The following is a 26,215-nucleotide window of genomic DNA, read 5'->3' as shown; positions in this document are numbered from 1 at the left end:
TGTTTACTTTTTTTGAATGGTAAATATAATTTCATTAAGTTCCTTTATACGGGTTGTTAGCAATTCGGGGTTAATATTATTAGGTTCGTGAATAAACCTATTTCTAAACTCAACTATTCCGTTTAACTTTTCTTCTTCTTTTTGAGATAAGGAGAATAGTTCAGTCCAACTTTTACAGCTATATATTTTAGGACCTTGTTGTATGATTAGTTTATTGAAGTCGGCCCATAGCATAAGGAAATCGTCTAATTCATATTGGTTTCTTACATCTAAAATCTTTTCGTTGAATAGATTTTCAAACAAAATTTTAGCAATACTTGAGTATGCAATAGCTTTTTCTTTCTCTACGGTTATTCCATTGCCATCATGATAGAGTTGATTCCTAATACGATGATACCATTCTATTTCTCCTAGTTGTATTCCTATTAATTTCTTGTTGGCAAATTTTTCTATGGTATCTAGTAAGCTTGGAAAACTCTTAATTGCGTCATCATAAATTTTTCTAGTAACACCATTTAGGCCTGTGATTCGTTTTGGTAAACCTAAATAGGTTTTAAGCATTAATTCCACTGAATTATCGACTAGAATCATACCCATTCTATTGTCAAAATCTGTGTCTAAAGAAATATGTTCAAGACCGTGAAGTAACAACTCTTTAGGGCCAGACTTCCATGGTTCGTTTTTCATTCTATTGAGACTTAAATACCTTCAATTTTATGTACTAAAAAGTGACTGTAACCTATAGTGCCGAAGCAACTTCCATCAAATAAGCACACAGCAGTGCTCCACCCGTACCTACTACATAACCAAAAACAGCAAGAAGTACCCCCACGGAAGTTAAGGATGGGTGAAATTCCGCGGCAACAACGGGAGCCGAAGCGGCACCACCTACATTAGCTTGACTACCTACCGCCAAAAAGAAGAAGGGAGCTTTTATGAGTTTGGCGACCAAGATCAATAGAAGGGCGTGAATGGAAATCCAAATAAAACCAATAGCGATCAATCCGGGGTTTTCAAGTACTTTTCCGAGCTCCATTTTCATACCTATGGTCGCTACAAGGAGATAAATGAACATTTGGCCAATTTTGCTGGCACCGGCACCTTCGTAGTTTTTAGCCTTGGTAAAGGATAGGGCTATACCAGCTGCCGTGGCAATAATCACCATCCAAAAGAAACTGGAACCCAAGAAAGACAGAAAGCTTTTTTGGTTGCTTACACTTTCAAAAGAATTCGTCAATATATCGCTAATATTATTCCCAAAGAAATGCGCAATACCCGTGGCGGTAAAGGCAAAAGAGAGCATCATCAAATAATCCGTTAAGGTAGGTACGCGGGAGATTTTTTTTGTAAAGGCAGTGACTTTTACTTTTAAGGTTTCAATGGCGGAGGTATCTGCCTTGAGCCATTTGTCAATTTGTTTGGTACGACCTACACCCATTAGGATAATGCCCATCCAAATATTGGCGACAACAATATCTACCAGCACCATAGCACCATATTTTTCAGGCGTATATTTAAAGATTTCGTACATGGCGGCCTGATTGGCCCCACCACCGATCCAACTGCCGGCAATGGTCGAAAGTCCTCTCCATACCGCATCAAAATCGTTTCCGCCTACGGTATCGGGGGAAAAAATCGATACGATCAAAATGGCAATTGGTCCGCCAATAATAATTCCCACGCTACCCGTTAAGAACATAATCAATGCCTTTGAGCCTAAGTTGGCAATGGCCTTTAAATCGATACTCAAGGTCATTAGCACCAAGGCCGCAGGCAATAGATAGCGACTGGCTACATGGTAAAGTCTTGAACTGTGGGCAATGATTTCACCCGCCTCGTTTACCGTATGCCACTTTTCTGCAATAATGCCTGTAGAGGCGAGAATACCCGGCAATAGATAACACATGAGTACGGCGGGAACAATGCCGTAGAATTTGCTCCAGAAGCCTTTTTCCTTAGATGAGCCATAAAAAATGAAGCCTAGGCAGAGCGCCAATAATCCAAAAACAACGGTGTCATCGGTTATTAGTGGAGCGGGTAATAACGGTTCGGTCATATGATTTTGGAATGCTTTTTTTCAAATATAATCAAATTACCAGATGCTTTCGAATATAGTGTGCCACACCGTTTTCGGTATTGGGCAGGGTTACCGCATTGGAAATGGCCTTTACTTCCTCCCGGGCGTTACCCACGGCTACCCCACAGCCACTGTTTTGCAGCATTTCAATATCATTGTAATTGTCGCCAAAGGAAATTACATGTTCCAATGATTCACCTTGTCGCAACAACGATTGTATGGCCGATAGTTTAGAAACGGATTTTGGGGCTATTTCGATCAAAGTATCGTTGGAACGATAGAGGTTGAGGTAGGAGCCTAGTTCTTCTTCAAGAATGGGGTACAGGGCGTCGGCATTGGTTTTGGTACTCATGAGCATTATTTTATGGGCCCCCAGTTCGCGGTCTTTCCAATCGGAAAGGGTTTCCGGTGTGGGTCTGAAAACCGGTGTGGTCTTGGTGTACCTGATCTCTTTCTGTACCCGTTCAGAGTCTGTGGGTACATACCATTCGTTCTTGTGGTACAGGCCCAGTTGGGTACCGTTGGCCTTGGCCAACCCGTATATTTCATCAAGGTGGTCCGTGTCGATATGCACTGAAGAAAGTTCTTGGTCGCCATCGAGTATCAGGGCGCCATTGTAACAGATGATAGGTTGGTCTTCTATACCAAGGTCTTGTTGTAAATAAGTCATGGCGCTCGGCATTCTTGCGGAGACCAAGATGATTCTCATTTGCGTTTTTATACGGCGTATTTCGGCAATGGTTAGCTCGGAAACATCACTTTTTGAGGTTAATAAGGTACCATCTAAGTCTGAACAGAGTATTTTGTAATTCAAGGGTTCGGTATTTAAAGTTTGTTGGGTTTAATTTCCTTTTCTAAATTTTTTGGTCTTCTTTTTATCCGGATTTTTAAAGAGACGCTTGAAGAAACCATCGCGTTTTACCGGTTCGCAGTCTAGCATTTCCAAGATGGCCGGATTGGGTCTTTCGAACTGGGCCTTTGTTATTTCGTTATAATACGGATGCTTGTTCATTTCTTGCATCCACTTGGCAAAAATAGGCAATGCCGCGTTGGCCCCTTGTCCTAGACTTGTACTTTTAAACCCGATTTCATGATGGTCGAGTCCCACCCAGGTGACATGCACCAGTTTGGGGGTGATGGCCACGAACCATGCATCTTTGTTGTTTTGGGTGGTTCCGGTTTTTCCGGCAATGGCATTGTTCAATTTATAGGTAGAACGTATTCGGGAAGCCGTACCCCTGTCGATCGTGCCTTTCATCATCTCGATCATAATCTGTCTCGTTTCCTCTGAAAAAGCGGTCTTTCTCGCCCGTTTCGGTTTGAATTCCATTAAAACGGAGTCCTTTTTATCCGTTATTTTTTCGATGAGATAGGGAAGAACGGCCTTGCCATCGTTGACATAACTGGCATAGGCACCGGCCAATTCGTTCAAGTAAATTTCGCCGGTACCCAGGGCTAATGAGGGCTGCTCGGGCAATTTTGAGAAAATACCCATATTTTTGGCCATGGTCAATACATTGCTGATGCCGGCCTTTTCCAAGACCTTTACGGCTACGGTGTTTACCGAATGGCTCAGGGCTTCCTCCATCGAATAGTTGAGGTAGGTTTCGTCTTTTTTTCCGGAGTTGCTGGGCGACCACCCCTTTAGGTTTTCATAGGCCACTTCTTCAGCGGAAAAATAGGTGCAGGGTAAAATGCCCGTTTCAAGTGCTGTGGTATAAACAATGGGTTTAAACGTAGAGCCTACCTGTCGTTTGCTTTGGGCAACATGGTCGAATTTAAAATGTTCGAAATCTATACCCCCGATCCAGGTTTTAACGGCACCGGTCTTTGGGTCAAGGGCCAATGAGCCGGTGTTCAAGAATTTCATGTAATGCGTTATACTATCTATACTGCTGGCTTGAACGGTTTTTTCACCGTCCCAGTCGGTCAAGACCATTTGCTTCTTTTTGCTGAGCGAATCGATGATCTGTCCATGTTCGAGACCCTGCTTTTTTAGTTTTTGGTATATGCCTGATTGCTTGACGACCTTTTCAATCAGCTTTTTGTTGGTACGCCAGGGTGCGTTCTTGCCATAGCTTTTTTCAAAACGGCCTTGAAGCGACTGCATGTGTTCGCGCATGGCCTCTTCGGCCCAGAACTGCATATTGTAATCGAGGGTGGTATAGACTTTTAGTCCCGAGGTGTAAATGTTGTAGTCATGGCCTTCTTCCTTTTGTTTTGCGTTCCATTTGAGCAGTTGCTTTCTTACCTCTTCCCTAAAGTATGGGGCTAGCCCGGCATTGTTGTCAAAATCGCGGTAGTCGAGTTTTAGCGGTTTATCGGTAAGGCTATCTTTCTCTTCGTTCGAAAGGTGATGGTTGTTCGCCATGGCCTGAAGTACCAGGTTTCTTCGTTCGAGACTTCTTTCAGGAAATATACGGGGATTATAGCCATAGGTGGCCTTTAGCATTCCGACGAGAACGGCACCTTCTTCTACGTTAAGATCTTTGGCTTGCTTGTTGAAAAATTTAAGGGATGCACTTTCAATGCCAAAAGTATTATCGCCAAAGGAAACGGTATTCAGGTAATGGGTAAGGATCTCTTCCTTGGTGTAGATGTCTTCCAGTCGGGAAGCGATTACCATCTCTTTTATCTTATCGACTACAATATTTGTTTTTTTTCTGTCCCTACGGGGATATAGATTCTTGGCAAGTTGCTGGGTGAGGGTGCTACCGCCACCTGCCGATTGGTCTTGCATAAGTATCGTCTTTACGGCAACACGGCCCAAACTTTGGTAGTCAATGCCCGAATGGTCGTAAAAACGTTCGTCTTCTATCGATACAAGTGCGTTGCGTAGGTGTTCCGGAATAGCCTCAAAAGCAATAGGCTGCCTATCGTAAAGGTAAAACTTGCCAATGAGCACACTATCTGCCGTGTATACTTCCGATGCCCTTTGGTACTGAAAGTCCGAAAGCTCTTCCTTGTTAGGAATCGAGCCCCATGCGCCCCAATAAATACTTAGTATGAATACAAAGAAAAACAGCACCAAGGCAAGTGTCGCCAATAAGGTATATCTTAGGAAAGGGGACTTTATTCTTTTTAAAACCAAATCGATAAATTTTAGATGCAATATCAAATTAAAAAATGAAACCCTTGGGCTTCTTAACAATAGATTAAACTCTAATTTTCTACTTTTGTCCGTAAATTTTGTCCATGGGAAAAATAGTATTCTTTTTGTTCTTTATAACCTTCTTTTCTAACGCAAACGAAGGTGAATGGTCTAAAACCGGACACCGGACCGTTGGCGAGGTAGCAGAGCAACACCTTTCAAAAAAAACCAGGAAAGCCCTGAAAAAATTATTGAACGGTAGAGACCTTGCCTATGTATCTACGTTTGGAGATGACATTAAGGCCGACAGAGCCTTCAAAGAATTCAGTGCTTGGCATTACGTAAACATTCCGGATGGAAAGAGGTATTCCGATATCGAGCCCAACAAACATGGCGATATTGTAGTCGGAATACAGAAGTGCGTTGAAATTATAAAAGACCCGAACGCCAAAAGGGAAGATAAGGTGTTTTACCTTAAAATGTTGGTCCACTTGATCGGTGATCTGCATCAGCCCCTACATGTAGGCCGCTTTGAAGATAAAGGGGGAAACGACATTCAGGTGCAATGGTTCAACAAGGGGAGCAACCTTCACAAAGTTTGGGATTCTAACATGATCAACGACTACGGTATGAGCTATACCGAATTGGCTTCAAGCTTGCCCAAACTTTCAAAAAAGCAAATAAAACAGATTCAAGAAGGGACTATTTACGACTGGGTAGGGGAGTCCCAAGATATTGCCCAACAATTGTACGGTTCAGTGGAGGCAGGCGAAAAATTATACTATCGCTATAGTTATGATTGGTGGGGCACCGTTGAAGACCAATTGCAAAAGGGCGGACTGCGTTTGGCCAAGGTCTTGAACGGGCTTTTTTAAAATGTAGTCGACCATTTATCAAAAAAAACTGGAATTCAACGAATGCTTATACCCCGCTCGTCTATTTGAAGTTATATTTATGTAGATGGTTGCGAGGAAATTATTCGGCGCCCGACGTTTAAAGACAGTAACCTTCCCATAGCTAAAGGGCAAAAAAAATCGGTCATTACAAAATGGCCGATTTTTTTATGTGATAATTCTAAAGGTCAGGTTGATACGGGCACCGATAGGTTTCGCCGTTTTCGGTATTTGGTGCAGCCACGCTTCTTGTGTAGGGCCCTTCATCAATAAAAGGCTTCCGTGTTGCAATAAGAGCTTTTGTTTTAAACTTTTGTCCGTTCGGTGTTTTAAGTGGAAGAAACGTTCTTGCCCTAAACTTACCGAAGCAATGATCGGGTGTTTGCCCAATTCTTTTTCATTGTCGGCATGCCACCCGTTGCTATCCTGACCATTGCGGTACAGGTTTAGTAGGCAGGAGGTAAAGCTTGTTTCGGTTTGGGCCTCTACTTTCTTCTTTATTTTTAAAAGGGTATCTGTATATGCATGGGGAAGCATCACCAAATTTGAATATGAATAGGGCTTTCCATTGTTGCCGTACAACGCCGTGAGTCTGGGTTGGGCGTAGCGTTTACCAAATACGGAGATATGGTCTTGCTGCCATGGCGTTTCTTTATAAAGCAAGTCAAAAGAGCTGTCGGCTTCCGACCGTTCCAAGAAATCAGGATAATAGACGATATCACTATCGGGCAGATTTAGGTAGATCTCTTCCGGAACCAGCCTTTTCATTATTTAAGGACCGTTTTCAACTCATTTCTATACTCCGATGGGTTTTGCCCGGTAAAGGCCTTGAACTGCTTGTTAAAGTGCGAAAAGTTGTTGAACCCGCTTTCGAAACAAACCTCGGTAATACTTAAGGGCTGTTCGGCCAGAAGCTTAGACGCATGTACCAAACGATACTCGTTTACGAACTGAACAAAGGTCTTATTGGTAATCTTTTTAAAGTAACGGCAGAAAGACGGTACCGTCATGCTCACTAGGTTACTGATTTCATCTAGCGTAATCTCTTCCTTGAAGTTATTCTTCACGTAGTTGAAGACCACATTGATGCGGTCGTTGTCCTTTACTTCGGTCTCCATTGAAAAACCTTCGGCATTGAGAATCTTGAAATCTTTGGAGTTGCCCAGTTCGTTCAGTATGTTCAATATGGAAAGTAAACGCTGAAAATGGGTCTGGTACTCTAAAATCTGCATTTTCTCACCAATCTTTCTTTTGGTCTTTCCGGAAAAGGCAATACCGCCCTTGGCCATTTCAAAAAGGGATTGGATCTTTTTCATCTCGGGAATATCAAAAAAGTCGTTTCCCAAAAAATCCTGCTTCATCTGAATAATGGTCTCACTCTCGTTGCCCGTAAGCTTATCGGTAAAGCCACAATGGGGTAGGTTGCTTCCTATTAATATAAGGTCGCCGTTGGAGTAGTACGAAACATGGCTCCCGATCTGTCTTTTTCCCGATCCACCGTTTACGTGAACCAGCTCTATTTCAGGGTGGTAATGCCAGATGTTGTTTTTGTTGTTCTTGGTCGCATCAAAGCGTTGATACGTGTAAGAATGCCCAAAACTGGGTTCAATAGCCTCAAAAGCAGGTTTTTGATTCATCTACTGGGGTGTTTATATGGCAAAATTAAACAAGGTTGTTTCTTCCTTTCTTTGCAAAATTAACCAAAATATATTCAATATTACCCTTTGGGGTCTTTTAGTATGTAAGCGATGTTAAAATAGCATAGTTATTGGCCAATTGTGGAGTAGTAGGAGCCGAATTACGGCGGTATGTTTGTAGTGTAATATTAAACCAATATTAATCGACCTGTTTCACGACAGGTTACAAAACAACAACGACATGAGAAAAGTAGTAAGAACAGCAGCAATGATCGCATTATTATTCAGCACGACTGTTGGATTAGCGAGTGAGCCTAAACTGAGCGTTGTACCTAATGAAAATGTAAAAAGTTTCGTATACGAGCTTGATTCCCAATCAGGGAGCACGACTATCAAGTTCATCGATGCGGAACAGAACGTTATATTCTTTGAAAAAGTTGAAAAAGGGGCTTATGCCAAGAAATTCGACTTGTCTAACCTTAAAGATGGTCTATATTTCTTTAAATCGGAAGATGAATTAAAGACGATATCGTATACTATCAGCATTGAGGGTAGCACTGTGAAGGTTATCGATAGGAAAGAAAACAGTAAGCCAGTCTTTAGGGTAAAAGACGGTAGAGTGTATTTGAACCTATTGAACCTCGATAAGAAAGACGTTAACATACAAGTTTACGACAGTAGTAACAGATTGGTTTTCTCGGAAAAACGGGAAGATGAAATGACTATTGAAAAAGCATTTGATTTTACCAAGGCCTATTCCGGTGATTATACCGTAGTAGTAAGGGATAGCAAAGAAACCTACTACAAGGAGATATCGGTAAATTAAGATTGTTTAAGTTGAGTTGAGTTAAATTGTCCCTAAGGTGGTTGAGAACCTTAGGGGCTTTTTTATGGCTATAGGTAGCTGTAGGCCCAGTACATTAGAACAAACTGCAAAGGCAGTCTTGCCCACAATACCCATTTGGGAATGCCGGCTGAAGCCTTTTTTTCTGAAAGCATATAGAAATGTACCAGTAAGAAAACGGCCAACATTAAAATGAGCCCATAAATGGCATAGTTTTTTGAAAAAGGGAAACACACGCCCAGGCCCAGACCTATTTCGGCCACACCGCTCAGTTGTACCAAAAGCCTATGATTGGGCAAGTAACGGGGCATGATTGCCATATACACCCGAGGTTTGATAAAGTGCATTATTCCGGCCAATACGTAAATTGCTCCCATTACGTAGAGGTGCCATGTGTAGCTCATGGTTTAGCTTGATATTTCTTCAAACGTTCACGTTTGTACTCTGGCAAGGCTAGGTTGGTCAATGCTAGCTCCAATATTTTCGGGTCTTTTTTGCGCATGAACAAAAGCTGAAAAAAATCCTTTACGGTAAGTTCGTTTGTAGATTGCTCTATCAAAATGAATTGCTCTCCTTTTCTGACTTCCCCTTCTTCAAGAATGCGAACGTAGGTGCCCGGATAGCCATAGTCGATATATTTTTTTAAAATGCCTTGGTCATTAAACCGGATCCCAAGTTTGTAACAAGGTTCCCTTGGTTGGGAAATTTGAACAAGGGCGCTTCCTATTTTATAGATGTCGCCTATACGAACGATAGATTCGTCAAGTCCGCTTACACTAAGGTTTTCACCGAACATTCCCCATTTCCATTCCAGATCCGGATATAATTTTTTCCAGTAGTCGTAATGGTCTACCGAAAACAGAAAACAGGCCTTATTGATGCCGGCATGGTGCTTTCGGTCAATGACCGAATCTTTGGCTACATCGGTCTTTCCTAAAAATAGGGGTTCTTCTACCGGGGATTTGAATATGCCGGTCTGCTCATTTTTGCCGTTCCATATAACCGTGGTGGGGCGTCCGATATTGGTAGAGATGATTTCCATTGCTTAAAGGTAGAAAACCTATCTGTAAAAATAGAATCGTATCGATTACTTGTTTTTTGTACTTAGAGGAAGGAGTGGAAGAATTTATTTTCGTCTGCGCACACGAAAATTTTGATAATGTGCTAGATTATTCACTTAAATTCTGTTAATTTGACATTCGGTGGCTTATCGCACCTTATATAAATTAGGATATTACCCCCATTTATGGCATTATTAACATTTTTATTGTTTACAGGATTTGTAGCCTTTTACGCCACTTACAAGCTTAGACGCGACAAGCTGAATACCAAGGACGGATACTTTTTGGGAGGTAGATCGTTGACTGGGGTGGTCATAGCGGGCTCTTTGCTTTTGACCAATATATCTACCGAGCATTTGGTGGGGATGAACGGGTCGGCTTATCGTAACGGGGCAATCATTGTAGCTTGGGAGGTAACTTCGGCCTTGGCCTTGGTCATAGCTGCCCTATATTTTGCGCCGCGCTACCTGAAAATGGGCTTGACCACCATTCCGGAATTTTTGGAAAAACGCTTTGACGGACTCACACGGACCTTAGTGGCCCTTCTTTTGATCATCTCCTTTGTGGCGACCTTGCTGCCCATTGTTCTATACACTGGAGCATTGAATATAGAAGCTATCTTCGATATCTCGGAACTCTTGAACGTGACAACGAGCGAAGGAATATGGATAACGATTTTAATTGTAGGAAGCATTGGTGCGGTCTACGCTATTTTCGGCGGATTGAAAATGGTCGCCTATACCGATACCATTAACGGCTTTGGGCTTTTGGTAGCCGGTCTTCTGGTGCCTACACTGGCCCTATTGGCCATTGGGGACGGAAACATTCTCGAGGGGATGTCGACCGTTTTTAGGCATAGTCCTGAAAAATTCAACGTCATTAGTCACGAATCGGGAGTAGGAGAGGGGGCGCGTTCCGCTATTCTGCCCTTTGAGGTTTTGTTTACGGGCCTTATGGTCAACCAAATCTATTTCTGGACCATGCACCAATCTATCATTCAACGGGTGCTGGGGGCGGTCAATCTAAAGGAAGCCCAAAAAGGACTACTATTTACTGGACTGCTGAAGATATTGGTGCCCTTGGTGATTGTGTTGCCCGGACTTATAGGGTTTTATTATTTTGGAGAGAGCCTGTACGATAATCCAGATAACGTATACCCGCTTTTGGTGAAGAAAGTATTGCCCCTCTGGCTTACGGGCTTTTTTGTTGCCGTAATGATGGGGGCTATCTTAAGTACTTTTAACAGTGCCTTGAACAGTGCCGCCACGGTTTTTAGCCTTGATATATTTAAAAAATACATTCAAAAGGATGCCAATGAGAAGAAGTTGGTGGTCATTGGTAAAAGTACCTCCGCCATTCTCGCTATATTGGCCATTGGCATTGCCCCCTTTGTGGCCAATGCCCCGGATGGGCTGTACCAGTTGCTACAACAGCTGAACGGTATATTCTTTATTCCTATAGCCAGTGTGATCATTGCGGGTTTCCTTTTTCCGAGAGTAACGGCTGCTGGCGCCAAGGCAGGCCTTGGCTTTGGTCTGTTGTTCTACGTGTTTATGTATTATGTGCTTGAGGTCAACCTTCATTTTATCCATATTTGGGGTATTGAATTCGTTCTGAATATCGCCATTATGCACATTGTATCGGCCTTAACCCAAAAAGAAGAAAAGTTTATTATGAAAGACGCGGGCGTGTTAAACCTAAAACCATGGAGGTTTGCCAAGCCCTTTAGTTTCTTTCTTATACTGTTTACGATTATTTTGTACCTTGTTTTAGGCAATGTCTAGCACATAATCGAGATAGAAAGAGTACTGTAACAGAGTGAGTTTAATGCTAAATTTTTAAAAATGGAAAAAACGTTCAGGGATTATGAGGCTGTAGACGTATCGGCCGCTGTGAAAGAGCATTACAGGAAAATGCGGAAGAATCAGACTGTTGATTATGTTCAGCGTATGCAAAAGAAATATTTGACATATGATAAACCTATGGATCTATGGGAAGCCATGGGCCATTTAAATAAGTTGATCGATGTGAGCGATCCCGATTTGGATCTACCTAACGTACAGCACTTGATTCAGAGCGCCGAGGCCATTAGGGAAGACAATCGCCCCGATTGGATGCAGCTGACAGGGCTCATTCACGATTTAGGGAAGATAATGTTCCTTTGGGGCAGTGATGAAGATGGTACAAGCCAAGACGAGCAATGGGGTACCGTTGGTGATGTATTTGTGGTCGGTTGTAAATTGCCCGATACCTGTGTCTATCCCGAATTTAACGAATTGAATCCCGATATGGCCGATGACCGTTACAATACCCCTACAGGTATTTACCAAGAAGGTTGCGGACTTGACAAGCTAAACCTTGCCTGGGGGCATGATGAATATCTTTATCAGGTGCTTTCAAACCATAAGGAAAACACATTGCCCAAAGAAGCCATGGTCATGGTCCGGTACCACTCCTTTTACCCTTGGCATACCGGAGGAAGCTATAAGGAACTCTTGAATGAAGGGGATAAGGAGTATTTAGAACTGATTAAAGATTTCAATAAATACGACCTTTACACCAAATGCCAAAAAATATACGATTTGGAAGAGGTGCGCGAATATTACCAGCCCATAGCTGAAAAATACTTGGGTAAGGGACCTATTTTCTGGTAGGTCCATAATTATATAGAATAGCAACGGTCATTCAACCTAGGGGCGGAATGGCCGTTACCTTTTTATTTCAAGTACTTTGATGATGACGGTGTTCTCTCCGATATTTTCAAGGTCGTGAATTGTTTCCTTTTTGCTACAGGTCCAATAGAATTGATCGCCTTGGTCAAAGCGTAAAAGCCCGATCTGCCCATTGACATTTCTTGAAACCAAGAGTCCGTCTGTAAAGCACGTACAGCTATAATCGTTAGCGTGTTTTCTAAAGGGGGTTCTTTCCCCGGGCTTTAAAATTATCTCGCTTAAAACAAGTTCGTCATTTTCAAAAAGGGTATCGCCAATTTTCGTACTGAAGGTATTCTGTTTAATTTCATTCAGTTTCTTTTTGTCCCAAGAGTCAAAATTGCCCTTGGGGTTTAGTTCTGTTAGTACCATACAAAGTAAGATTTAGATAAGTAATAGGTTTTCGTTAGAGATGATGGGGCACTCTATAGATGTAAAATGTTTGTTGAGGTTCAGTGAGATTGAGTTTCGCAAAAGACAACGATTGCAAAGAATGCTTAGGCTCTTGCTGCGTTTGCACCTGCTTTGGCCATAAAATAAACCAAAGTTTGCTTCAAAGATTCGTATTGAAAAAGGCTAGACGGGGCGAATGCATCTTGCCGACCTAAAATAGAAATGGGTCGAAAGATTTTGGGCTTGGCCCTTTTGTTATTTTTCGGGGTTTTCCAAAAGTCTGATGGCCAAGGTGTTTCTTGCAATTTAAAAGTTTTCATTCTTTATATTCTTCTTTTAGCGGCACCTATAGTAGGTATTTTTTCTTTGATTCTTTTATAGAGATAGACTTCAAAATCTTGGGTTTTTTTGGGGCCTATTTCAAATTTTTGGGGAAGATATGAATTTTAACAAGAAAAAACGCCCGATTGCTATACTCTGCAATCGGGCGTTTTTGTAAGTGTATAATTTGGTGTTACTTCACCATTTCGTAACTGCGTTTTATAAAGTTTGTCAATTCCTCACCTTTTAATAATCCTTTTGAAAGCCGTGCCAAATCTATGGATTGATTGATCAACCGTTCGCGTTTTTTGGCGGTTTTGGTGTTCAATATCTCACCTACGAGCGGGTGATTGGTGTTTACGATAAGGTTGTACATATCGGGCATTGACCCCATAGCGAACATACCGCCGCCACCGGTCTGCTGCATTTCTTTCATACGGCGCATAAATTCCGGCTCGGTAATGATAAAGGGTGAAGCATCACTGTCCATAGCCTCAAGTTGAACGGTATAGCTCTTATCGGTAATTACCTCTTCAAGATTCTTTTTAAGGGTCTCCTTTTCCTCGTCCGATAATTTAGAGATTTGGGCATCCTCTTTTTTGATCAGGTTGTCCAAATGGTCGGCATCTACACGGGCAAATGAAAGTTTCTCTTTTGAGGTTTCCAATTTTTGCATCAAATGGGCAATGATTGGGGAATCCATCAAGAGTACCTCATAACCTTTTGCCTTTGCAGCTTCAATATAACTGTGTTGGGCAACCTTGTCGGAGGCATAAAGAACAACGAGTTTATCGTCTTTATCGGTTTGATTTTCCTTTATTTTTTCCTGTAGTTCCTCAAAAGTATAGTAGGCACCGTCTACAGTAGGATACAGTGCAAATTTGTCAGCTTTTTCAAAGAATTTGTCCTCACTGAGCATTCCGTATTCAATAACGATCTTGATGTCGTTCCACTTTTGCTCAAATTCCTCGCGGTTGTTCTTGAACAATGAATTCAGCTTATCGGCGACCTTTCTCGTTATGTACGAAGAAATTTTCTTGACGGCACCGTCGGCTTGTAGGTATGATCTGGAAACGTTCAAAGGAATGTCGGGCGAATCGATTACACCGCGAAGCATGGTCAAGAACTCGGGCACGATGCCTTCAACGTTATCGGTAACAAAAACCTGGTTTTGGTACAACTGAATGCGGTCTTTCTGTACATTGAGGTCGTTGGTCAACTTAGGGAAGTATAAAATACCGGTAAGGTTGAAGGGGTAGTCTACGTTCAGGTGAATATTGAACAAGGGTTCTTCGAATTGCATTGGGTACAACTCGCGGTAGAACTCTTTATAGTCTTTGTCCTCTAGATCGGCGGGCTGCTTGGTCCAAGCCGGATTAGGGTTGTTGATGATATTGTCTACTTCTTGGGTAGGTGCGGGATCGTCTTCCTTGGCACCTTCCGGTTTGGGTAAAGTTTCCGTTTTTGTACCGAACTTGATCGGTATCGGCATGAACTTATTGTACTTGTTTAGAAGTTGGTTGATGCGGCTGTCTTCCAAAAACTCGGTCGAGTCTTCCGCAATGTGTAGGATGATTTCCGTACCGCGTTCTTGTCGGCTGCCGGGCTCCAAGGTAAAATTGGGTGATCCATCACAGCTCCAGTGTACCGCCTCGGCATCTTCCTTAAAGCTTTTGGTGTTGATCTCAACCTTGTCGGCTACCATAAAGGCCGAATAAAAACCTAAACCGAAATGACCTATAATTCCGGTTTCCTTGGCGCCGTCCTCATATTTGTTCAAGAATTCCTCGGCACCTGAAAAAGCAAGTTCGTTGATATATTTCTTGACCTCGTCCTCGGTCATACCGATACCCTGGTCTATAACGTGTATTTTTTTTCCTTCCTTATCGACCTTTATTTCTATCATCGGGTTGCCGTACTCTACCTTGGCCTCGCCTATAGAGGTCAGGTGCTTCAGTTTAAGCGTTGCATCGGTCGCGTTCGACACCAGCTCCCTTAAGAAGATTTCGTGGTCACTGTACAAAAATTTCTTGATCAGCGGAAAGATATTTTCCACCGAAACGTTGATTTTACCTGTTGCCATATACTATCATTTTAATAAGGTACTCGCCGTAGCTTGACCTATAGTTTAATATTTGTTTTGGTTCTTGAGCATAAAGGAACCACAGTAGTAATTACCTAGATGGTGCCTGTCAAAAAAAATACCACATACGGTAAGAGTGACAAACTGGCGCATTCCACTCTTCCATACTTTGAAGAAATGGCATAATTGTCTTTTTGTTTAATTATTTTTGGAAATAGTTAAACATTTTGTATATTTGGTCATGGATGTGATTAAGATTGCTATGAGAAAGAGCGTTTTAGTTTGGATCACGTTTAAATTAATTATTGTTAGGTTGTTTAAGAGCGTGTTTTCTTCGGAAAGCACGTTTTTTAAATTAGAGTAGAATAAGAATTGGTATACCCTTAACAGTAGTTAAAGCCTTTAAGGCGTAACTTTATGTAATAAAATTCAAGAATCGTGGCTAAGACAAAGACAAATAAAATTACGGAAGATCGCATCATTGAACTCTATATGGACTACGTTCTCGAGCATGAGGCAGTACCGAAATCGATATACAAGTTCTGTAAGGAAAACAAAATTGCCGAAACCGATTTCTATGCGTTTTTTGGTTCGGTGGAAGCCCTGCAGAAAGCAATATGGAGCAAATTTTACGCCCATACCGAAGCACTTTTGAACAAGAACGACGAATACGAAAGCTTTACGAACAAGGAAAAGATGTTGACCTTCTTCTTTACCTTTTTTGAGCTTTTGAGCCTAAACCGAAGCTATGTGCTGCTTACTTTGACCGAACATCGGAATGCACTCAAGAATTTGGCACAGTTGAAAGATTTACGGCACTTGGTGAAGGGTTTCGCTACTGGTTTGATCGATGAGGCCAATTCGGAGAAAAGCTCCAAGATCACAAAGTACAATCCGAAGATATTTTCTGAAGGGGCGTGGTTGCAGTTTCTGTTCGTATTGAAGTTTTGGATGGGTGACAGTTCCCCTGGTTTCGAAAAAACCGATATGGCCATTGAGAAATCCATCAATACCGTTTTCGACATCTTTGATCATACGCCATTGGAAAATATAATCGATTTCGGCAAATTCTTATATAAGGAAACCATGGCATAGCCGGGTGGTTTATTATTCTCGCCTTAACAACAACATATGAAGACACTTGATAGTATACCCACGGGGAAGATAGAAAGAGCAGGCAAACTGGTTAAGACGGGTGTAAAGATCGGTGGAAACTATGTGAAGTACTACGGAAAAAAATTGGTCAACCCCGAGCTGGGGAAAGACGAACTCAACGAAAACAATGCCGAAGATATTTATGACGGGCTTAAAAGCCTCAAGGGTAGTGCATTGAAGGTGGCCCAGATGTTGAGTATGGAAAAAAACTTACTGCCGAGGGCCTATGTCGACAAGTTTTCGCTATCTCAATTTTCGGTGCCACCACTGTCAGCACCGCTGGTCAGAAAAACGTTTAAGAAATATCTGGGCAAGTACCCTGAAGAACTTTTCGATACCTTTGAAAAAGATAGTGTGAACGCGGCCAGCATCGGTCAAGTGCATAAGGCTACCAAAGATGGCAAAGCCTTGGCGGTCAAGATACAGTATCCCGGTGTGGCCGAGAGTATTTCAAGTGATTTGGCCTTGGTAAAGCCCATAGCCATCAGAATGTTCAACTTGCAGGGGAAAGATTCGGATAAGTATTTTAAGGAAGTAGAGAACAAGCTAATCGAGGAGACCGACTATCTGCTCGAAATTGAACAAAGTATAGAAATTACCGAGAGATGCTCGGCCATCAAGAACCTTAAATTTCCTAAATACTATAAAGAACTTTCCAGTGAGCGTATTATCACCATGGATTGGATGCAGGGGCGGCACCTAAGTGAATTTACCAACAAGGAATTTGATCCGGAAGTCGGTAATAGTATAGGTCAGACTCTCTGGGATTTCTATATGTTCCAAATACACGGTTTGAGGAAGGTTCATGCCGATCCACATCCCGGTAACTTTTTGGTAAGCGAAGACCATACTTTGATCGCTATAGATTTCGGGTGTATTAAAGAGGTGCCCAAGGAGTTTTATGTACCTTATTTTGAGTTGGCGCAAAAACAGAACATTGAAAATGATACGGTTTTTATGGAAAAGCTGTACGAGTTGGAAATATTGACGGAAACCGATTCACCCGAAGAATTGAAATTTTTTAAGGCTCTCTTTAAAGAAATGCTTTCGCTTTTTACCTCGCCATTCAATGAGGAGTATTTTGATTTTGGTTCCAATGATTTTTGGGAAAAAATAGCCGATTTGAGCGAACGCTATTCGAAAGACAGTCAAATACGGAAAATGAACGGGAATAGGGGGTCTAAGCACTTTCTTTATATGAACCGGACTTTCTTCGGTCTTTACAATCTTCTCCATGACCTTAACGCGAAAATCGAGGTCAATAGCTTTAAGCGGTACTTATCTTAAATATCGGAAGATCAAAATCATCTTATAATTTTTGCATATCTTAGAAATTTACGGGTTACTTTGCAATACGGTGAAAGCGTTTGCTTTTAAATTTTTAAAAAATCTTCTATGTATAATTCAAAAATAACGGGACTAGGATATTTTGTGCCCGAAAACGTAGTGACCAATGACGACTTGGCCAAGGTAATGGATACCAATGATGAATGGATCCAAGAACGTACGGGTATAAAAGAGAGAAGGCATGTGCTCAAAGGTACCGATACCACGACCACAATGGGTGTTAAAGCGGCAAAAATAGCTATTGAACGGGCCGGTATCGACAAAGATGATATCGATTTTATTGTTTTTGCCACCTTGAGTCCCGATTATTATTTTCCTGGTCCCGGTGTACTGGTACAGCGCGATTTAGGTATAAAGACCGTGGGGGCCTTAGATGTTAGGAATCAATGTTCCGGCTTTATCTATGCCTTAAGTGTTGCCGATCAGTATATTAAGAGTGGTATGTACAAAAATGTCTTGGTTATCGGTTCGGAACTGCATAGCCATGGTCTTGATATGACTACTCGAGGTAGGGGTGTTTCGGTGATTTTCGGTGATGGTGCGGGTGCCGCCGTGCTCAGTAGGGAAGAGGATAATTCAAAAGGTATTCTTTCTACACATTTGCACAGTGAAGGCCAACATGCCGAAGAGCTTTCTTTGATAGCACCGGGTATGGGTAAGCGCTGGGTTACCGATATCATTGAAGATAACGACCCAAATGATGAGTCTTATTTTCCGTATATGAACGGACAGTTCGTATTTAAAAATGCGGTGGTACGGTTCAGTGAGGTAATTATGGAAGGCTTGAAGACCAACGGGCTGGCCCCTGAGGATATTGATATGCTTGTGCCGCATCAGGCCAATCTGCGTATTTCCCAGTTTATTCAAAAGAAATTCAAACTCTCCGATGATCAGGTGTATAACAACATCATGAAATATGGCAATACTACTGCAGCATCCATTCCTATAGCCCTTACCGAGGCATGGGAAAAAGGAAAGGTCAAAGAAGGCGATTTGGTGGTCTTGGCAGCTTTCGGTAGCGGCTTCACTTGGGGCAGTGTTATCATCAAATGGTAAGTAAATAGAAATTTACGGCACACACAAAACCCCGATGTCTCCATCGGGGTTTCTGTCGTTGATGCTGCTATACTAAACACTAACCATTAACTATAAACATATAGCTTTATCACCGACCAATATTATTGAAAGGTTATAAACATCATAACGACTTTTAATAAGACGCACAAATGTTACAAAGGTTACAACATGTATTAAACTTTAACATCATATTTAACATATGAAAACTACCCTGGTATTCGGAGCCTCGCTCAAAACGAATCGTTACAGTAATCTGGCGGTAAATCGCCTAGTAGACCATAACATCAAAACAGAAGCATTCGGCCTTCGAAAAGGTAAAATCAGGGGTATACAAATAAAGACCAATTTAAGCGAAATTCAAAACATTCACACCATTACTTTGTATATCGGCCCAGCGCGCCAGCCTGAATATATCGATAAAATCTTACAAATAAACCCGAAACGCGTAATATTTAATCCGGGCACTGAAAACCCTGAGTTTTACAAAATACTGGAATCCAAAGGGATTGAAGTGGTCGTGGCCTGCACCTTGGTCTTGTTGGCGACAGGTCAATATTAAATATCCGACAAATGGGGTGTCCGATTTTTCGGATGAAACTTTAACATTTCATAATTTGATATTTAATCGATTTTAATAGAGTCATTTCTTTTGCGAATGGCCCAAAGTCCTAAAAATGTCAGTAATCCGTTCAAGGGTAATAGTTCATAGCCTACTTGGTATCCTCCCAGGTAGTCCGCCGGTAAATTGGCTAGGCCTAAGATGCATAGAACGGAGAGTAAGGCTATGAGCCATACATAGTTGTCCTTAATGGCGAACTTGGTGAGTATTCCAAAGGTAAATAAGCCCAGTAAAGGGCCGTAGGTGTAGGTCGCGACCGTCAATAGTCCGTCAATAACATTGCGGTCTAGAATGTATTTGAAGAGTATAACGGTTACGATTAAAAGAAGGCTCATGCCAACGTGGGTGGTCTTTCGAATTCGGTTCTGATCTTTTTCTTCTTTTTCGTCAATGTTTAAAAAATCTACGCAGAACGAGGTGGTCAAAGAGGTCAGTGCACTATCGGCGCTGCTATAGGCCGCGGCAATGAGTCCGAGCATAAAGGTGATGGCCACAACGCTGCCCAGGCCGCTATTCAGTGCGATTTCAGGAAAAAGAAGGTCGGACTTCGGTTGGCCGTCCATTAAGGGGGTGGCAATGTTGAATTTGGCGGCATAGATGAACAATAGCGCCCCTAGCAAGAGAAAGACAAAGTTTACGATAACCAATACAACGCTAAAGGAAATCATGTTTTTTTGTGCGTCCTTAAGCGATTTACAGGTGAGGTTCTTTTGCATCATATCTTGGTCAAGACCCGTCATACAAATGGTAATGAACATTCCGCCAAAAAATGACTTCAGAAAGTGGTTCTTGTCAAAGAAACTATCGGTAAACAGGATTTTGTTGTATTGTTTTAGCTCTTCCGAAGCTAAAAATTCAGTAAATCCCCAATCTAGCTTTTGATTGATAAAATAGATGCTCAAGCCTACTGATAAGAGCATGAATGCCGTCTGAAGGGTGTCGGTCCATACAATGGTTTTGATTCCTCCCCTAAAGGTGTATATCCATATGAGTAGAATAGATAGGATTACCGTGATCTCAAAAGGAACGCCAAGCTCGTCAAAAACGAATTGCTGTAAAACTATGGCTACCAGAAAGAGCCTGAAAGCCGCCCCGAGAACCCTAGATATAAAGAAGGATACGGCCCCGACCTTGTAACTGACCGTTCCAAAACGTTTTTTTAGATATTCATAAATGGAGGTTACGTTAAGTTGGTAGTATATGGGGAGCAGTACAAAGGCGATAACGAAATATCCGGCCAAATAACCAAAGACCACCTGCATATAGCTGAATTCGGAGGTCTCTACCCAACCAGGTACCGATATAAAAGTTACACCTGAGAGTGAGGCCCCTACCATACCGAAGGCTACCAAGTACCAAGGCGATGATTTGCCGGCTTTGAAAAAGTCAACGTTCGAGTCGTTTTTCCCCGTAAAGTAAGATATGAGCAAAAGCAAAAGAAAATAAACACCGATCAAGATGAGAATGTGGGTGGCGGTCATGTAATAAAATTTCAAACCAAAGTACAAAAAGTAAAAATAGTACGTAATTTTGTAATCATGGATTTTTCATCAAAGCTTCTGGAAAATGCGGTATACGAAATGTCACAGTTGCCGGGTATCGGTAAACGTACGGCGCTTCGGTTGGTACTACATTTGTTGAAACAACCGGGCGAACAGACCGAAAGATTATCCAATGCCCTGCTGCATTTGCGAAATGACATTAAGTTTTGTGAAAATTGCCATAATATTTCAGATGTGGCACTTTGTGAAATTTGTGCCAACCCCAAGCGGGATAGAAGCCTGGTTTGCGTTGTAGAGGATATCAGGGATGTAATGGCTATTGAGAATACCAGTCAATACAGGGGGCTATACCATGTTCTTGGTGGAAAAATATCGCCTATGGAAGGTGTAGGTCCCCAAGACCTTACCATTGCCTCTTTGGTGGAAAAGACCAAAAAAGGAGAGGTAAAGGAGCTTATTTTTGCCTTGAGCTCTACTATGGAAGGCGATACGACCAATTTTTATATTTACAAGCAATTGAAGGGACTTGATGTCAGTACTTCTACCATTGCCCGGGGGATCGCCGTGGGTGATGAACTTGAGTATGCCGATGAGGTCACGCTGGGGCGAAGTATTTTAAATAGAATTCCCTTTGAAGGTTCCTTGAAGGCGAATTAAAAATGTTGGAAATTTAACAAATAGGTGCTTTTTTTGGTATTTTTGCGACCAAAATAGCTTAAAAGCAGTATAAAATAAGAATATGTCAAAGTTTGAACTGAAATTACCGAGAATGGGTGAGAGTGTTGCCGAGGCAACGTTGACCTCTTGGTTGAAAGAAGTTGGGGATACTATTGAATTGGACGAGCCTATTTTTGAAATAGCCACCGACAAGGTGGATTCGGAGGTTCCTAGTGAGGTGGAAGGTGTTTTGGTAGAAAGGTTCTTTGAGGTAGACGATGTGATCAAGGTTGGGGAAACGGTTGCGATAATCGAGACCGAACAGTCGGACAATACGGAAGCTGTGGTTGTCGATAAGACAAGCGATAAAGTAGAGGAATCTGCGGCTATGGTAGAGGAGACGGTAAAAGTGGCCAAGGAAGTGGCCAGTGCACCTGTCCATCAAGCTCCAAAGGCCGTATCGGGAGAGCGCTTTTACTCACCCTTGGTGAAAAATATAGCGAAACAAGAAGGTATCTCAATGGACGAACTCGATACCATTAAAGGTACGGGTAACGATGGAAGGGTCACCAAAAACGATATTCTCGATTATTTAAAGAACGGTAGGGTAAAAGCTGAAGAGCCTGCTGCTGCGGTCGCTACAGAGGTAAAAAAAGAAGCCCCTTCAGTGAATTCGGTGCAAGCGGTAAAAGAGCCGGTTGCGGCGGCTACCATAAAGCAATCCGTTGATGCGGAGGTCATTCCCATGTCGCGTATGGGGAAATTGATAGCCAAGCATATGGCCGAGAGCGTGTCGACTTCGGCGCATGTACAGAGTTTTATCGAGGTAGATGTGACCAATATCGTAAACTGGCGTAACAAGGTTAAGGCAGATTTTGAGAAAAGGGAAGGTGAAAAACTGACGTTTACCCCCATCTTTATGGAAGCTGTGGCCAAGGCATTGAAAAAGTATCCCATGATGAACATATCTGTAGATGGCGATACGGTTATCAAAAAGAAAAATATAAACATTGGTATGGCTGCGGCCCTGCCGGACGGTAACCTTATCGTTCCGGTCATAAAAAATGCCGACCAATTGAATTTGGTAGGTATGGCCAAGGTGGTGAACGATTTGGCCTTTAGGTCAAAAACGAATAAATTAAAACCCGATGAGGTGCAAGACGGTACCTATACGGTAACCAATGTCGGAACCTTTGGCAGTGTGTTCGGTACGCCTATTATCAATCAGCCGCAGGTAGGTATTTTGGCCTTGGGGGCGATTCGGAAGATTCCGTCGGTAATAGAGACCGCCGAAGGTGATTTTATAGGGATTCGCAGTAAGATGTACCTTTCCCATAGCTATGATCATAGGGTGGTAAACGGGGCCTTGGGCAGTATGTTCGCCAAGGCGGTGGCCGACTACTTGGAAGGTTGGGATGTAGATAGGGAAATCTAGTGTATTGAAGTCTTGTCGGTTGGTTCTGGGGCTATCTGTGCTATGGGCGGTCCGGGTGTCCGCAAGAAGATGGCCTTAAAATGATGCGGTACGGTCCGTGGCTTGTGATTTGTATTCCGGGTGAGGTGTAGGGTAAATCCTTGTATTTGATTTGTACATATCTGTAACTCGCTTGTTTGTGTGGTAATTGTCGGCCTTTCCGGCTATAGCGGTCCTTAATCGGGCAAGAAAACCGAAGATATATTTTCTCTAAGCTCGTTAAAGATTATATTTGCTTAAAAAATTGCAAAAACATGGAGCTTAATCTTACGCGTCCCATTTGTTTTTTTGATTTGGAAACTACGGGTACCAATGTTGCCAAAGACCGAATTGTAGAAATATCTGTGTTGAAAGTATACCCTAACGGGAATAAGGAAAGCAAGACTTGGTTGGTAAACCCTGAAATGCAAATACCGGACGAGGTCGTCGCCATACACGGTATTTCAAATGAAAAGGTGGCCAATGAGCCTACTTTTAAGGAGTTGTCCAAGACCATTTACGCGATGATAAAGGACTGTGATTTGGGCGGATTCAATTCTGATCGTTTCGACATTCCCTTATTGGCGGAAGAAATGCTTCGGGCCGAAATCGACTTCGATATGAAAAGTATGGTCTCGATAGATGTGCAGACTATTTTCCATAAGATGGAAAAGCGTACTCTTGCCGCGGCCTATAAATTCTATTGCGGGAAGGATTTGACCGATGCGCATAGTGCGGAGGCCGATACCCAGGCTACCTATGAGGTGCTTTTGTCGCAGCTAGATCGATACCCCGAGCTTGAGAACAACGTAAAAAAATTAGCTGAATTTTCCACGCATCGGCAGTTTGCCGACTTTGCCGGCTTTTTGGGCTATGATGAAGATGGTGTTGAGGTGTTTGCCTTTGGTAAGCATAAGGGTAGGAGGGTGTTGGATGTTCTTGAAAAAGAGCCGGGCTATTTCGGGTGGATTCTTAATGCCGACTTTCCCCTGTATACCAAAAAGGTATTAACGCAGATCAAATTGAGCCAACTGAACAATAAACTAGGGTAAGGCTTAAATCGGTACACATGAAACTTATTTGTATAGGGAGGAACTATGCTGCGCACATTGCCGAATTGGCCAATGAACGCCCTGAAGAACCGGTGGTGTTTATCAAACCCGATTCCGCAATCCTGCCCAAAGAACAAGATTTTTATATCCCTGAATTCTCTAACGATGTCCATTACGAGGTTGAAGTATTGGTCAAGATCAACAAGGTGGGCAAGCATATCAATGAAAAGTTTGCGCATAAATATTATAGTGAAGTAGGCTTAGGTATTGATTTTACGGCTAGGGACCTGCAATCAAAACTGAAGGAAAAAGGCCTGCCGTGGGAAAAGGCAAAGGGGTTTGACGGAGCAGCCGTTATAGGTGAATGGCTTCCGAAAACCGATTTTGAAGATTTGAACCGTATAAATTTTTCGCTGTTCAAAAATGGTAAAGAAGTACAAAAGGGAAATACAAGTCTCATGCTCTGGAAGATAGATGAACTTGTGGCTTATGTTTCCCGGTTTTTTATGTTAAAAAAAGGCGATATAATTTTTACCGGAACGCCTTCCGGTGTTGGAAGAATTGAAGCAAATGATTACCTTTCGGGTGTTCTTGAAGGGCATGAGCTTTTTCATTTAAAAGTAAAATGATGATTTACAATCTTGATAAAATCAATGAGATGGCTGAAGGGGATGAGGATTTCATCAACTCTGTAATTTCAGTATTTTTAGAAGAAGTGCCACAAGATCTAGAGGATCTTGAGATTGCACTGAACGATCAAAACCATGACCAAGTATATAAATTGGCCCATAAAATTAAGCCTAATGTGGATCTTTTGGGGATGGAGCAGACCCGTGCCGCTGCATTGCAAATAGAGACCTTAGGTAAGGCCGGGGCAAATATTTCGGAGATACAGGAGGTCTTTCCCTTGCTAAAAAAAGATATACACCAAGTCGTATCGGAGTTGAAGAAAGATTTTAGTATTTGATGTTTGCCGAAATCATTACCATTGGCGACGAAATCCTAATCGGTCAGATTGTCGATACCAATTCAGCCTTTATTTCTAAGGAGCTGAATAAAATCGGGGTCTCGGTATATCAGATTACTTCGGTTCAAGACGATAGGGAACATATTCTTCAGGCTCTTGAAGAGGCCAAGGGTAGGGCTCAGGTGGTTATCATGACCGGAGGGCTCGGGCCGACCAAAGATGATATTACCAAGCACACCCTTTGTGAGTTTTTTAATGATACCTTGGAGGAAGACGCGGGTGTGCTAGCCCACGTGGAAGAACTTTTTGAAAAGTATATTTCATCTACTCCTATATCCGATATGAACAGGATGCAGGCCTTGGTGCCTTCTAAGGCGACCGTGCTTCACAATGCGCTCGGTACGGCACCGGGAATGTGGTTTAAGGATGAAGGTGTGGCCTTTGTTTCCTTGCCGGGGGTACCCTATGAAATGGAGAATTTGATAGTAAATCAGGTCATTCCTAAAATCATTAAGGATTTTGAGCGCCCATACATCCTGCATAAGACCATAGTAACTTATGGCTTGGGAGAAAGTGCCATTGCCGAGAGATTGGAGCAGTGGGAAGACCATCTTCCCCCCTTTGTCAAACTGGCCTATCTGCCCAATTTGGGGAAAGTCAGGTTGCGCTTAAGTGCTAAAGGGCCAGATAAACAGGTCTTGGTCGATGCGGTAGAGAAGGAGGCTCAAAAACTGCCGGCACTCATAGGCGACATCATGTATGGAACCGAAGACGAGGAAACCTTGGAAGAATTGGTGGCCAAGACCTTAACGGGCAAAGGCCTGACCTTGGCTACGGCGGAAAGCTTCACCGGAGGAAAGATCGCAGGGCAACTGACGGCCTTGCCGGGGGCTTCAGCCTACTTTAAGGGCAGTGTCGTGAGTTATGCCACGGAAACAAAAATAAACGTTCTGAAGGTGCCCAAGGATGTAGTGGATAGATATTCCGTGGTCAGTGCCGAGGTGGCCGAGGCCATGGCCAAAAACGTAAGAAGTTTGTTAAAAACCGATTATGCCATAGCAACCACAGGTAACGCCGGCCCGACAAAAGGGGATTCGGATGCCGAGGTCGGAACGGTCTTTTTGGCCATTGCAACACCGACAGGTGTTCACGCCCAAAAATTCAATATGGGCAACCATAGAAATCGTATTGTGGAGAAGTCGGTAAACAAGGCTTTAGAGCTGTTACAAAAAGAAATTTCAAAAATCTGAAATATTCTTTTGTCCATCCCATAAA

The 26,215-nt window shown here is 42.5% G+C and carries 25 protein-coding genes; 14 read left to right on the top strand and 11 right to left on the bottom strand.

Translation table 11 applies throughout. The annotated features are described in order from the left end of the window. Window positions 1–3: 3 nt before the first annotated feature. Genes ZOBGAL_RS22550 through ZOBGAL_RS02875 form a run of 4 tightly spaced genes read right to left on the bottom strand, consistent with a single transcriptional unit; the run spans window position 4 to window position 5,168 of the window. Complete coding sequence (locus tag ZOBGAL_RS22550) at window positions 4–687, bottom strand: ribonuclease HepT family protein (RefSeq protein ID WP_013992005.1); 684 nt, start codon at window positions 685–687, stop codon at window positions 4–6. A gap of 52 nt (window positions 688–739) precedes the next feature. Further along, window positions 740–2,056, bottom strand: coding sequence for a DUF819 family protein (locus ZOBGAL_RS02885; protein WP_013992004.1), 1,317 nt, complete (start codon window positions 2,054–2,056; stop codon window positions 740–742). A gap of 31 nt (window positions 2,057–2,087) precedes the next feature. After that, a complete protein-coding gene (locus ZOBGAL_RS02880) occupies window positions 2,088–2,891 on the bottom strand; it encodes a Cof-type HAD-IIB family hydrolase (protein WP_013992003.1) in 804 nt (267 codons plus the stop codon). 27 nt (window positions 2,892–2,918) lie between these two features. After that, window positions 2,919–5,168: a penicillin-binding protein 1A gene (locus ZOBGAL_RS02875; protein WP_013992002.1), complete on the bottom strand. Its 2,250-nt coding sequence runs from the start codon at window positions 5,166–5,168 to the stop codon at window positions 2,919–2,921. 104 nt (window positions 5,169–5,272) lie between these two features. Here ZOBGAL_RS02875 and ZOBGAL_RS02870 point away from each other — a divergent pair, with 104 nt between their 5' ends. Then, entirely contained in the window at window positions 5,273–6,043 is a 771-nt protein-coding gene (locus ZOBGAL_RS02870; protein ID WP_013992001.1) for a S1/P1 nuclease, read from the top strand. Between the two features lie 186 nt (window positions 6,044–6,229). Here ZOBGAL_RS02870 and ZOBGAL_RS02865 read toward each other — a convergent pair whose 3' ends face one another. Both ZOBGAL_RS02865 and ZOBGAL_RS02860 read right to left on the bottom strand, forming a co-directional pair. Next, window positions 6,230–6,829, bottom strand: coding sequence for an alpha-ketoglutarate-dependent dioxygenase AlkB family protein (locus tag ZOBGAL_RS02865; RefSeq protein WP_013992000.1), 600 nt, complete (start codon window positions 6,827–6,829; stop codon window positions 6,230–6,232). Further along, a complete protein-coding gene (locus ZOBGAL_RS02860) occupies window positions 6,829–7,698 on the bottom strand; it encodes an AraC family transcriptional regulator (RefSeq protein WP_013991999.1) in 870 nt (289 codons plus the stop codon). Before ZOBGAL_RS02860 ends, ZOBGAL_RS02865 begins: the two co-directional genes overlap by 1 nt. 241 nt (window positions 7,699–7,939) lie before the next feature. On the opposite strand from ZOBGAL_RS02860, the gene ZOBGAL_RS02855 reads away from it, so the two are divergent. Next, on the top strand, window positions 7,940–8,524 hold the full coding sequence (locus tag ZOBGAL_RS02855) for a hypothetical protein (protein ID WP_013991998.1): 585 nt from the start codon (window positions 7,940–7,942) through the stop codon (window positions 8,522–8,524). Window positions 8,525–8,592: 68 nt separating this feature from the next. Here ZOBGAL_RS02855 and ZOBGAL_RS02850 read toward each other — a convergent pair whose 3' ends face one another. Both ZOBGAL_RS02850 and ZOBGAL_RS02845 read right to left on the bottom strand, forming a co-directional pair. Then, window positions 8,593–8,946: a DoxX family protein gene (locus tag ZOBGAL_RS02850; RefSeq protein ID WP_046287308.1), complete on the bottom strand. Its 354-nt coding sequence runs from the start codon at window positions 8,944–8,946 to the stop codon at window positions 8,593–8,595. Beyond that, window positions 8,943–9,584: an MOSC domain-containing protein gene (locus ZOBGAL_RS02845; protein ID WP_013991996.1), complete on the bottom strand. Its 642-nt coding sequence runs from the start codon at window positions 9,582–9,584 to the stop codon at window positions 8,943–8,945. The genes ZOBGAL_RS02850 and ZOBGAL_RS02845 overlap by 4 nt, the downstream gene beginning before the upstream one ends. 204 nt (window positions 9,585–9,788) lie before the next feature. Between ZOBGAL_RS02845 and ZOBGAL_RS02840 the strand changes: the two genes are divergently transcribed. Beyond that, a complete protein-coding gene (locus ZOBGAL_RS02840; protein ID WP_013991995.1) occupies window positions 9,789–11,387 on the top strand; it encodes a solute:sodium symporter family transporter in 1,599 nt (532 codons plus the stop codon). Window positions 11,388–11,447: 60 nt separating this feature from the next. Then, a complete protein-coding gene (locus ZOBGAL_RS02835; RefSeq protein WP_013991994.1) occupies window positions 11,448–12,257 on the top strand; it encodes an inositol oxygenase family protein in 810 nt (269 codons plus the stop codon). Window positions 12,258–12,311: 54 nt separating this feature from the next. On the opposite strand, the gene ZOBGAL_RS02830 is transcribed toward ZOBGAL_RS02835, so the two are convergent. After that, window positions 12,312–12,686 carry a hypothetical protein gene (locus tag ZOBGAL_RS02830; RefSeq protein ID WP_013991993.1) on the bottom strand — a complete coding sequence of 125 codons (375 nt, stop codon included), beginning with the start codon at window positions 12,684–12,686 and terminating at the stop codon, window positions 12,312–12,314. 535 nt (window positions 12,687–13,221) lie between these two features. Continuing rightward, window positions 13,222–15,111 carry a molecular chaperone HtpG gene (gene htpG, locus ZOBGAL_RS02820; protein WP_013991990.1) on the bottom strand — a complete coding sequence of 630 codons (1,890 nt, stop codon included), beginning with the start codon at window positions 15,109–15,111 and terminating at the stop codon, window positions 13,222–13,224. A 438-nt stretch (window positions 15,112–15,549) separates the two neighbouring features. Here htpG and ZOBGAL_RS02815 point away from each other — a divergent pair, with 438 nt between their 5' ends. The 4 genes from ZOBGAL_RS02815 (at window position 15,550) to ZOBGAL_RS02800 (ending at window position 19,249) form a co-directional block, all read left to right on the top strand. Then, entirely contained in the window at window positions 15,550–16,206 is a 657-nt protein-coding gene (locus ZOBGAL_RS02815) for a TetR family transcriptional regulator C-terminal domain-containing protein (protein ID WP_013991989.1), read from the top strand. Window positions 16,207–16,242: 36 nt separating this feature from the next. Further along, the gene (locus ZOBGAL_RS02810) at window positions 16,243–17,553 is read left to right on the top strand and encodes an ABC1 kinase family protein (protein WP_013991988.1); all 1,311 of its coding nucleotides are present in this window, start codon (window positions 16,243–16,245) and stop codon (window positions 17,551–17,553) included. Between the two features lie 108 nt (window positions 17,554–17,661). Beyond that, a complete protein-coding gene (locus ZOBGAL_RS02805) occupies window positions 17,662–18,669 on the top strand; it encodes a 3-oxoacyl-ACP synthase III family protein (protein WP_013991987.1) in 1,008 nt (335 codons plus the stop codon). A 220-nt stretch (window positions 18,670–18,889) separates the two neighbouring features. Then, the gene (locus ZOBGAL_RS02800; protein WP_013991986.1) at window positions 18,890–19,249 is read left to right on the top strand and encodes a CoA-binding protein; all 360 of its coding nucleotides are present in this window, start codon (window positions 18,890–18,892) and stop codon (window positions 19,247–19,249) included. A gap of 62 nt (window positions 19,250–19,311) precedes the next feature. Here ZOBGAL_RS02800 and ZOBGAL_RS02795 read toward each other — a convergent pair whose 3' ends face one another. Then, the gene (locus ZOBGAL_RS02795; RefSeq protein WP_013991985.1) at window positions 19,312–20,790 is read right to left on the bottom strand and encodes a sodium:solute symporter; all 1,479 of its coding nucleotides are present in this window, start codon (window positions 20,788–20,790) and stop codon (window positions 19,312–19,314) included. 57 nt (window positions 20,791–20,847) lie between these two features. On the opposite strand from ZOBGAL_RS02795, the gene recR reads away from it, so the two are divergent. The 6 genes from recR (at window position 20,848) to ZOBGAL_RS02765 (ending at window position 26,190) form a co-directional block, all read left to right on the top strand. Then, window positions 20,848–21,468: a recombination mediator RecR gene (gene recR, locus ZOBGAL_RS02790; RefSeq protein WP_013991984.1), complete on the top strand. Its 621-nt coding sequence runs from the start codon at window positions 20,848–20,850 to the stop codon at window positions 21,466–21,468. Window positions 21,469–21,550: 82 nt separating this feature from the next. Beyond that, the gene (locus ZOBGAL_RS02785) at window positions 21,551–22,903 is read left to right on the top strand and encodes a dihydrolipoamide acetyltransferase family protein (RefSeq protein ID WP_013991983.1); all 1,353 of its coding nucleotides are present in this window, start codon (window positions 21,551–21,553) and stop codon (window positions 22,901–22,903) included. Window positions 22,904–23,196: 293 nt separating this feature from the next. Next, window positions 23,197–23,973: a 3'-5' exonuclease gene (locus ZOBGAL_RS02780; protein WP_013991982.1), complete on the top strand. Its 777-nt coding sequence runs from the start codon at window positions 23,197–23,199 to the stop codon at window positions 23,971–23,973. 17 nt (window positions 23,974–23,990) lie between these two features. Next, complete coding sequence (locus ZOBGAL_RS02775; protein WP_013991981.1) at window positions 23,991–24,602, top strand: fumarylacetoacetate hydrolase family protein; 612 nt, start codon at window positions 23,991–23,993, stop codon at window positions 24,600–24,602. Beyond that, the gene (locus ZOBGAL_RS02770; protein ID WP_013991980.1) at window positions 24,602–24,940 is read left to right on the top strand and encodes an Hpt domain-containing protein; all 339 of its coding nucleotides are present in this window, start codon (window positions 24,602–24,604) and stop codon (window positions 24,938–24,940) included. The genes ZOBGAL_RS02775 and ZOBGAL_RS02770 overlap by 1 nt, the downstream gene beginning before the upstream one ends. Continuing rightward, complete coding sequence (locus tag ZOBGAL_RS02765; RefSeq protein ID WP_013991979.1) at window positions 24,940–26,190, top strand: competence/damage-inducible protein A; 1,251 nt, start codon at window positions 24,940–24,942, stop codon at window positions 26,188–26,190. Before ZOBGAL_RS02770 ends, ZOBGAL_RS02765 begins: the two co-directional genes overlap by 1 nt. The last annotated feature ends 25 nt before the right edge of the window (window positions 26,191–26,215 follow it).

Origin of the sequence: Zobellia galactanivorans (assembly GCF_000973105.1) — a bacterium.
GTDB lineage: Bacteria > Bacteroidota > Bacteroidia > Flavobacteriales > Flavobacteriaceae > Zobellia > Zobellia galactanivorans.
Note: the sequence above shows the minus strand (reverse complement) of the source record. Positions and strands in the feature narration are given on the sequence as shown.

Excerpts from the sequence above, each read along its gene's own strand:
- ZOBGAL_RS22550 (WP_013992005.1), bottom strand. The coding sequence starts at position 687 with ATGAAAAACGAACCATGGAAGTCTGGCCCTAAAGAGTTGTTACTTCAC.
- ZOBGAL_RS02885 (WP_013992004.1), bottom strand. The coding sequence starts at position 2,056 with ATGACCGAACCGTTATTACCCGCTCCACTAATAACCGATGACACCGTT.
- ZOBGAL_RS02870 (WP_013992001.1), top strand. The coding sequence starts at position 5,273 with ATGGGAAAAATAGTATTCTTTTTGTTCTTTATAACCTTCTTTTCTAAC.
- ZOBGAL_RS02865 (WP_013992000.1), bottom strand. The coding sequence starts at position 6,829 with ATGAAAAGGCTGGTTCCGGAAGAGATCTACCTAAATCTGCCCGATAGT.
- ZOBGAL_RS02860 (WP_013991999.1), bottom strand. The coding sequence starts at position 7,698 with ATGAATCAAAAACCTGCTTTTGAGGCTATTGAACCCAGTTTTGGGCAT.
- ZOBGAL_RS02855 (WP_013991998.1), top strand. The coding sequence starts at position 7,940 with ATGAGAAAAGTAGTAAGAACAGCAGCAATGATCGCATTATTATTCAGC.
- ZOBGAL_RS02850 (WP_046287308.1), bottom strand. The coding sequence starts at position 8,946 with ATGAGCTACACATGGCACCTCTACGTAATGGGAGCAATTTACGTATTG.
- ZOBGAL_RS02845 (WP_013991996.1), bottom strand. The coding sequence starts at position 9,584 with ATGGAAATCATCTCTACCAATATCGGACGCCCCACCACGGTTATATGG.
- ZOBGAL_RS02840 (WP_013991995.1), top strand. The coding sequence starts at position 9,789 with ATGGCATTATTAACATTTTTATTGTTTACAGGATTTGTAGCCTTTTAC.
- ZOBGAL_RS02835 (WP_013991994.1), top strand. The coding sequence starts at position 11,448 with ATGGAAAAAACGTTCAGGGATTATGAGGCTGTAGACGTATCGGCCGCT.
- ZOBGAL_RS02830 (WP_013991993.1), bottom strand. The coding sequence starts at position 12,686 with ATGGTACTAACAGAACTAAACCCCAAGGGCAATTTTGACTCTTGGGAC.
- htpG (WP_013991990.1), bottom strand. The coding sequence starts at position 15,111 with ATGGCAACAGGTAAAATCAACGTTTCGGTGGAAAATATCTTTCCGCTG.
- ZOBGAL_RS02810 (WP_013991988.1), top strand. The coding sequence starts at position 16,243 with ATGAAGACACTTGATAGTATACCCACGGGGAAGATAGAAAGAGCAGGC.
- ZOBGAL_RS02805 (WP_013991987.1), top strand. The coding sequence starts at position 17,662 with ATGTATAATTCAAAAATAACGGGACTAGGATATTTTGTGCCCGAAAAC.
- ZOBGAL_RS02800 (WP_013991986.1), top strand. The coding sequence starts at position 18,890 with ATGAAAACTACCCTGGTATTCGGAGCCTCGCTCAAAACGAATCGTTAC.
- ZOBGAL_RS02795 (WP_013991985.1), bottom strand. The coding sequence starts at position 20,790 with ATGACCGCCACCCACATTCTCATCTTGATCGGTGTTTATTTTCTTTTG.
- recR (WP_013991984.1), top strand. The coding sequence starts at position 20,848 with ATGGATTTTTCATCAAAGCTTCTGGAAAATGCGGTATACGAAATGTCA.
- ZOBGAL_RS02785 (WP_013991983.1), top strand. The coding sequence starts at position 21,551 with ATGTCAAAGTTTGAACTGAAATTACCGAGAATGGGTGAGAGTGTTGCC.
- ZOBGAL_RS02780 (WP_013991982.1), top strand. The coding sequence starts at position 23,197 with ATGGAGCTTAATCTTACGCGTCCCATTTGTTTTTTTGATTTGGAAACT.
- ZOBGAL_RS02775 (WP_013991981.1), top strand. The coding sequence starts at position 23,991 with ATGAAACTTATTTGTATAGGGAGGAACTATGCTGCGCACATTGCCGAA.
- ZOBGAL_RS02770 (WP_013991980.1), top strand. The coding sequence starts at position 24,602 with ATGATTTACAATCTTGATAAAATCAATGAGATGGCTGAAGGGGATGAG.
- ZOBGAL_RS02765 (WP_013991979.1), top strand. The coding sequence starts at position 24,940 with ATGTTTGCCGAAATCATTACCATTGGCGACGAAATCCTAATCGGTCAG.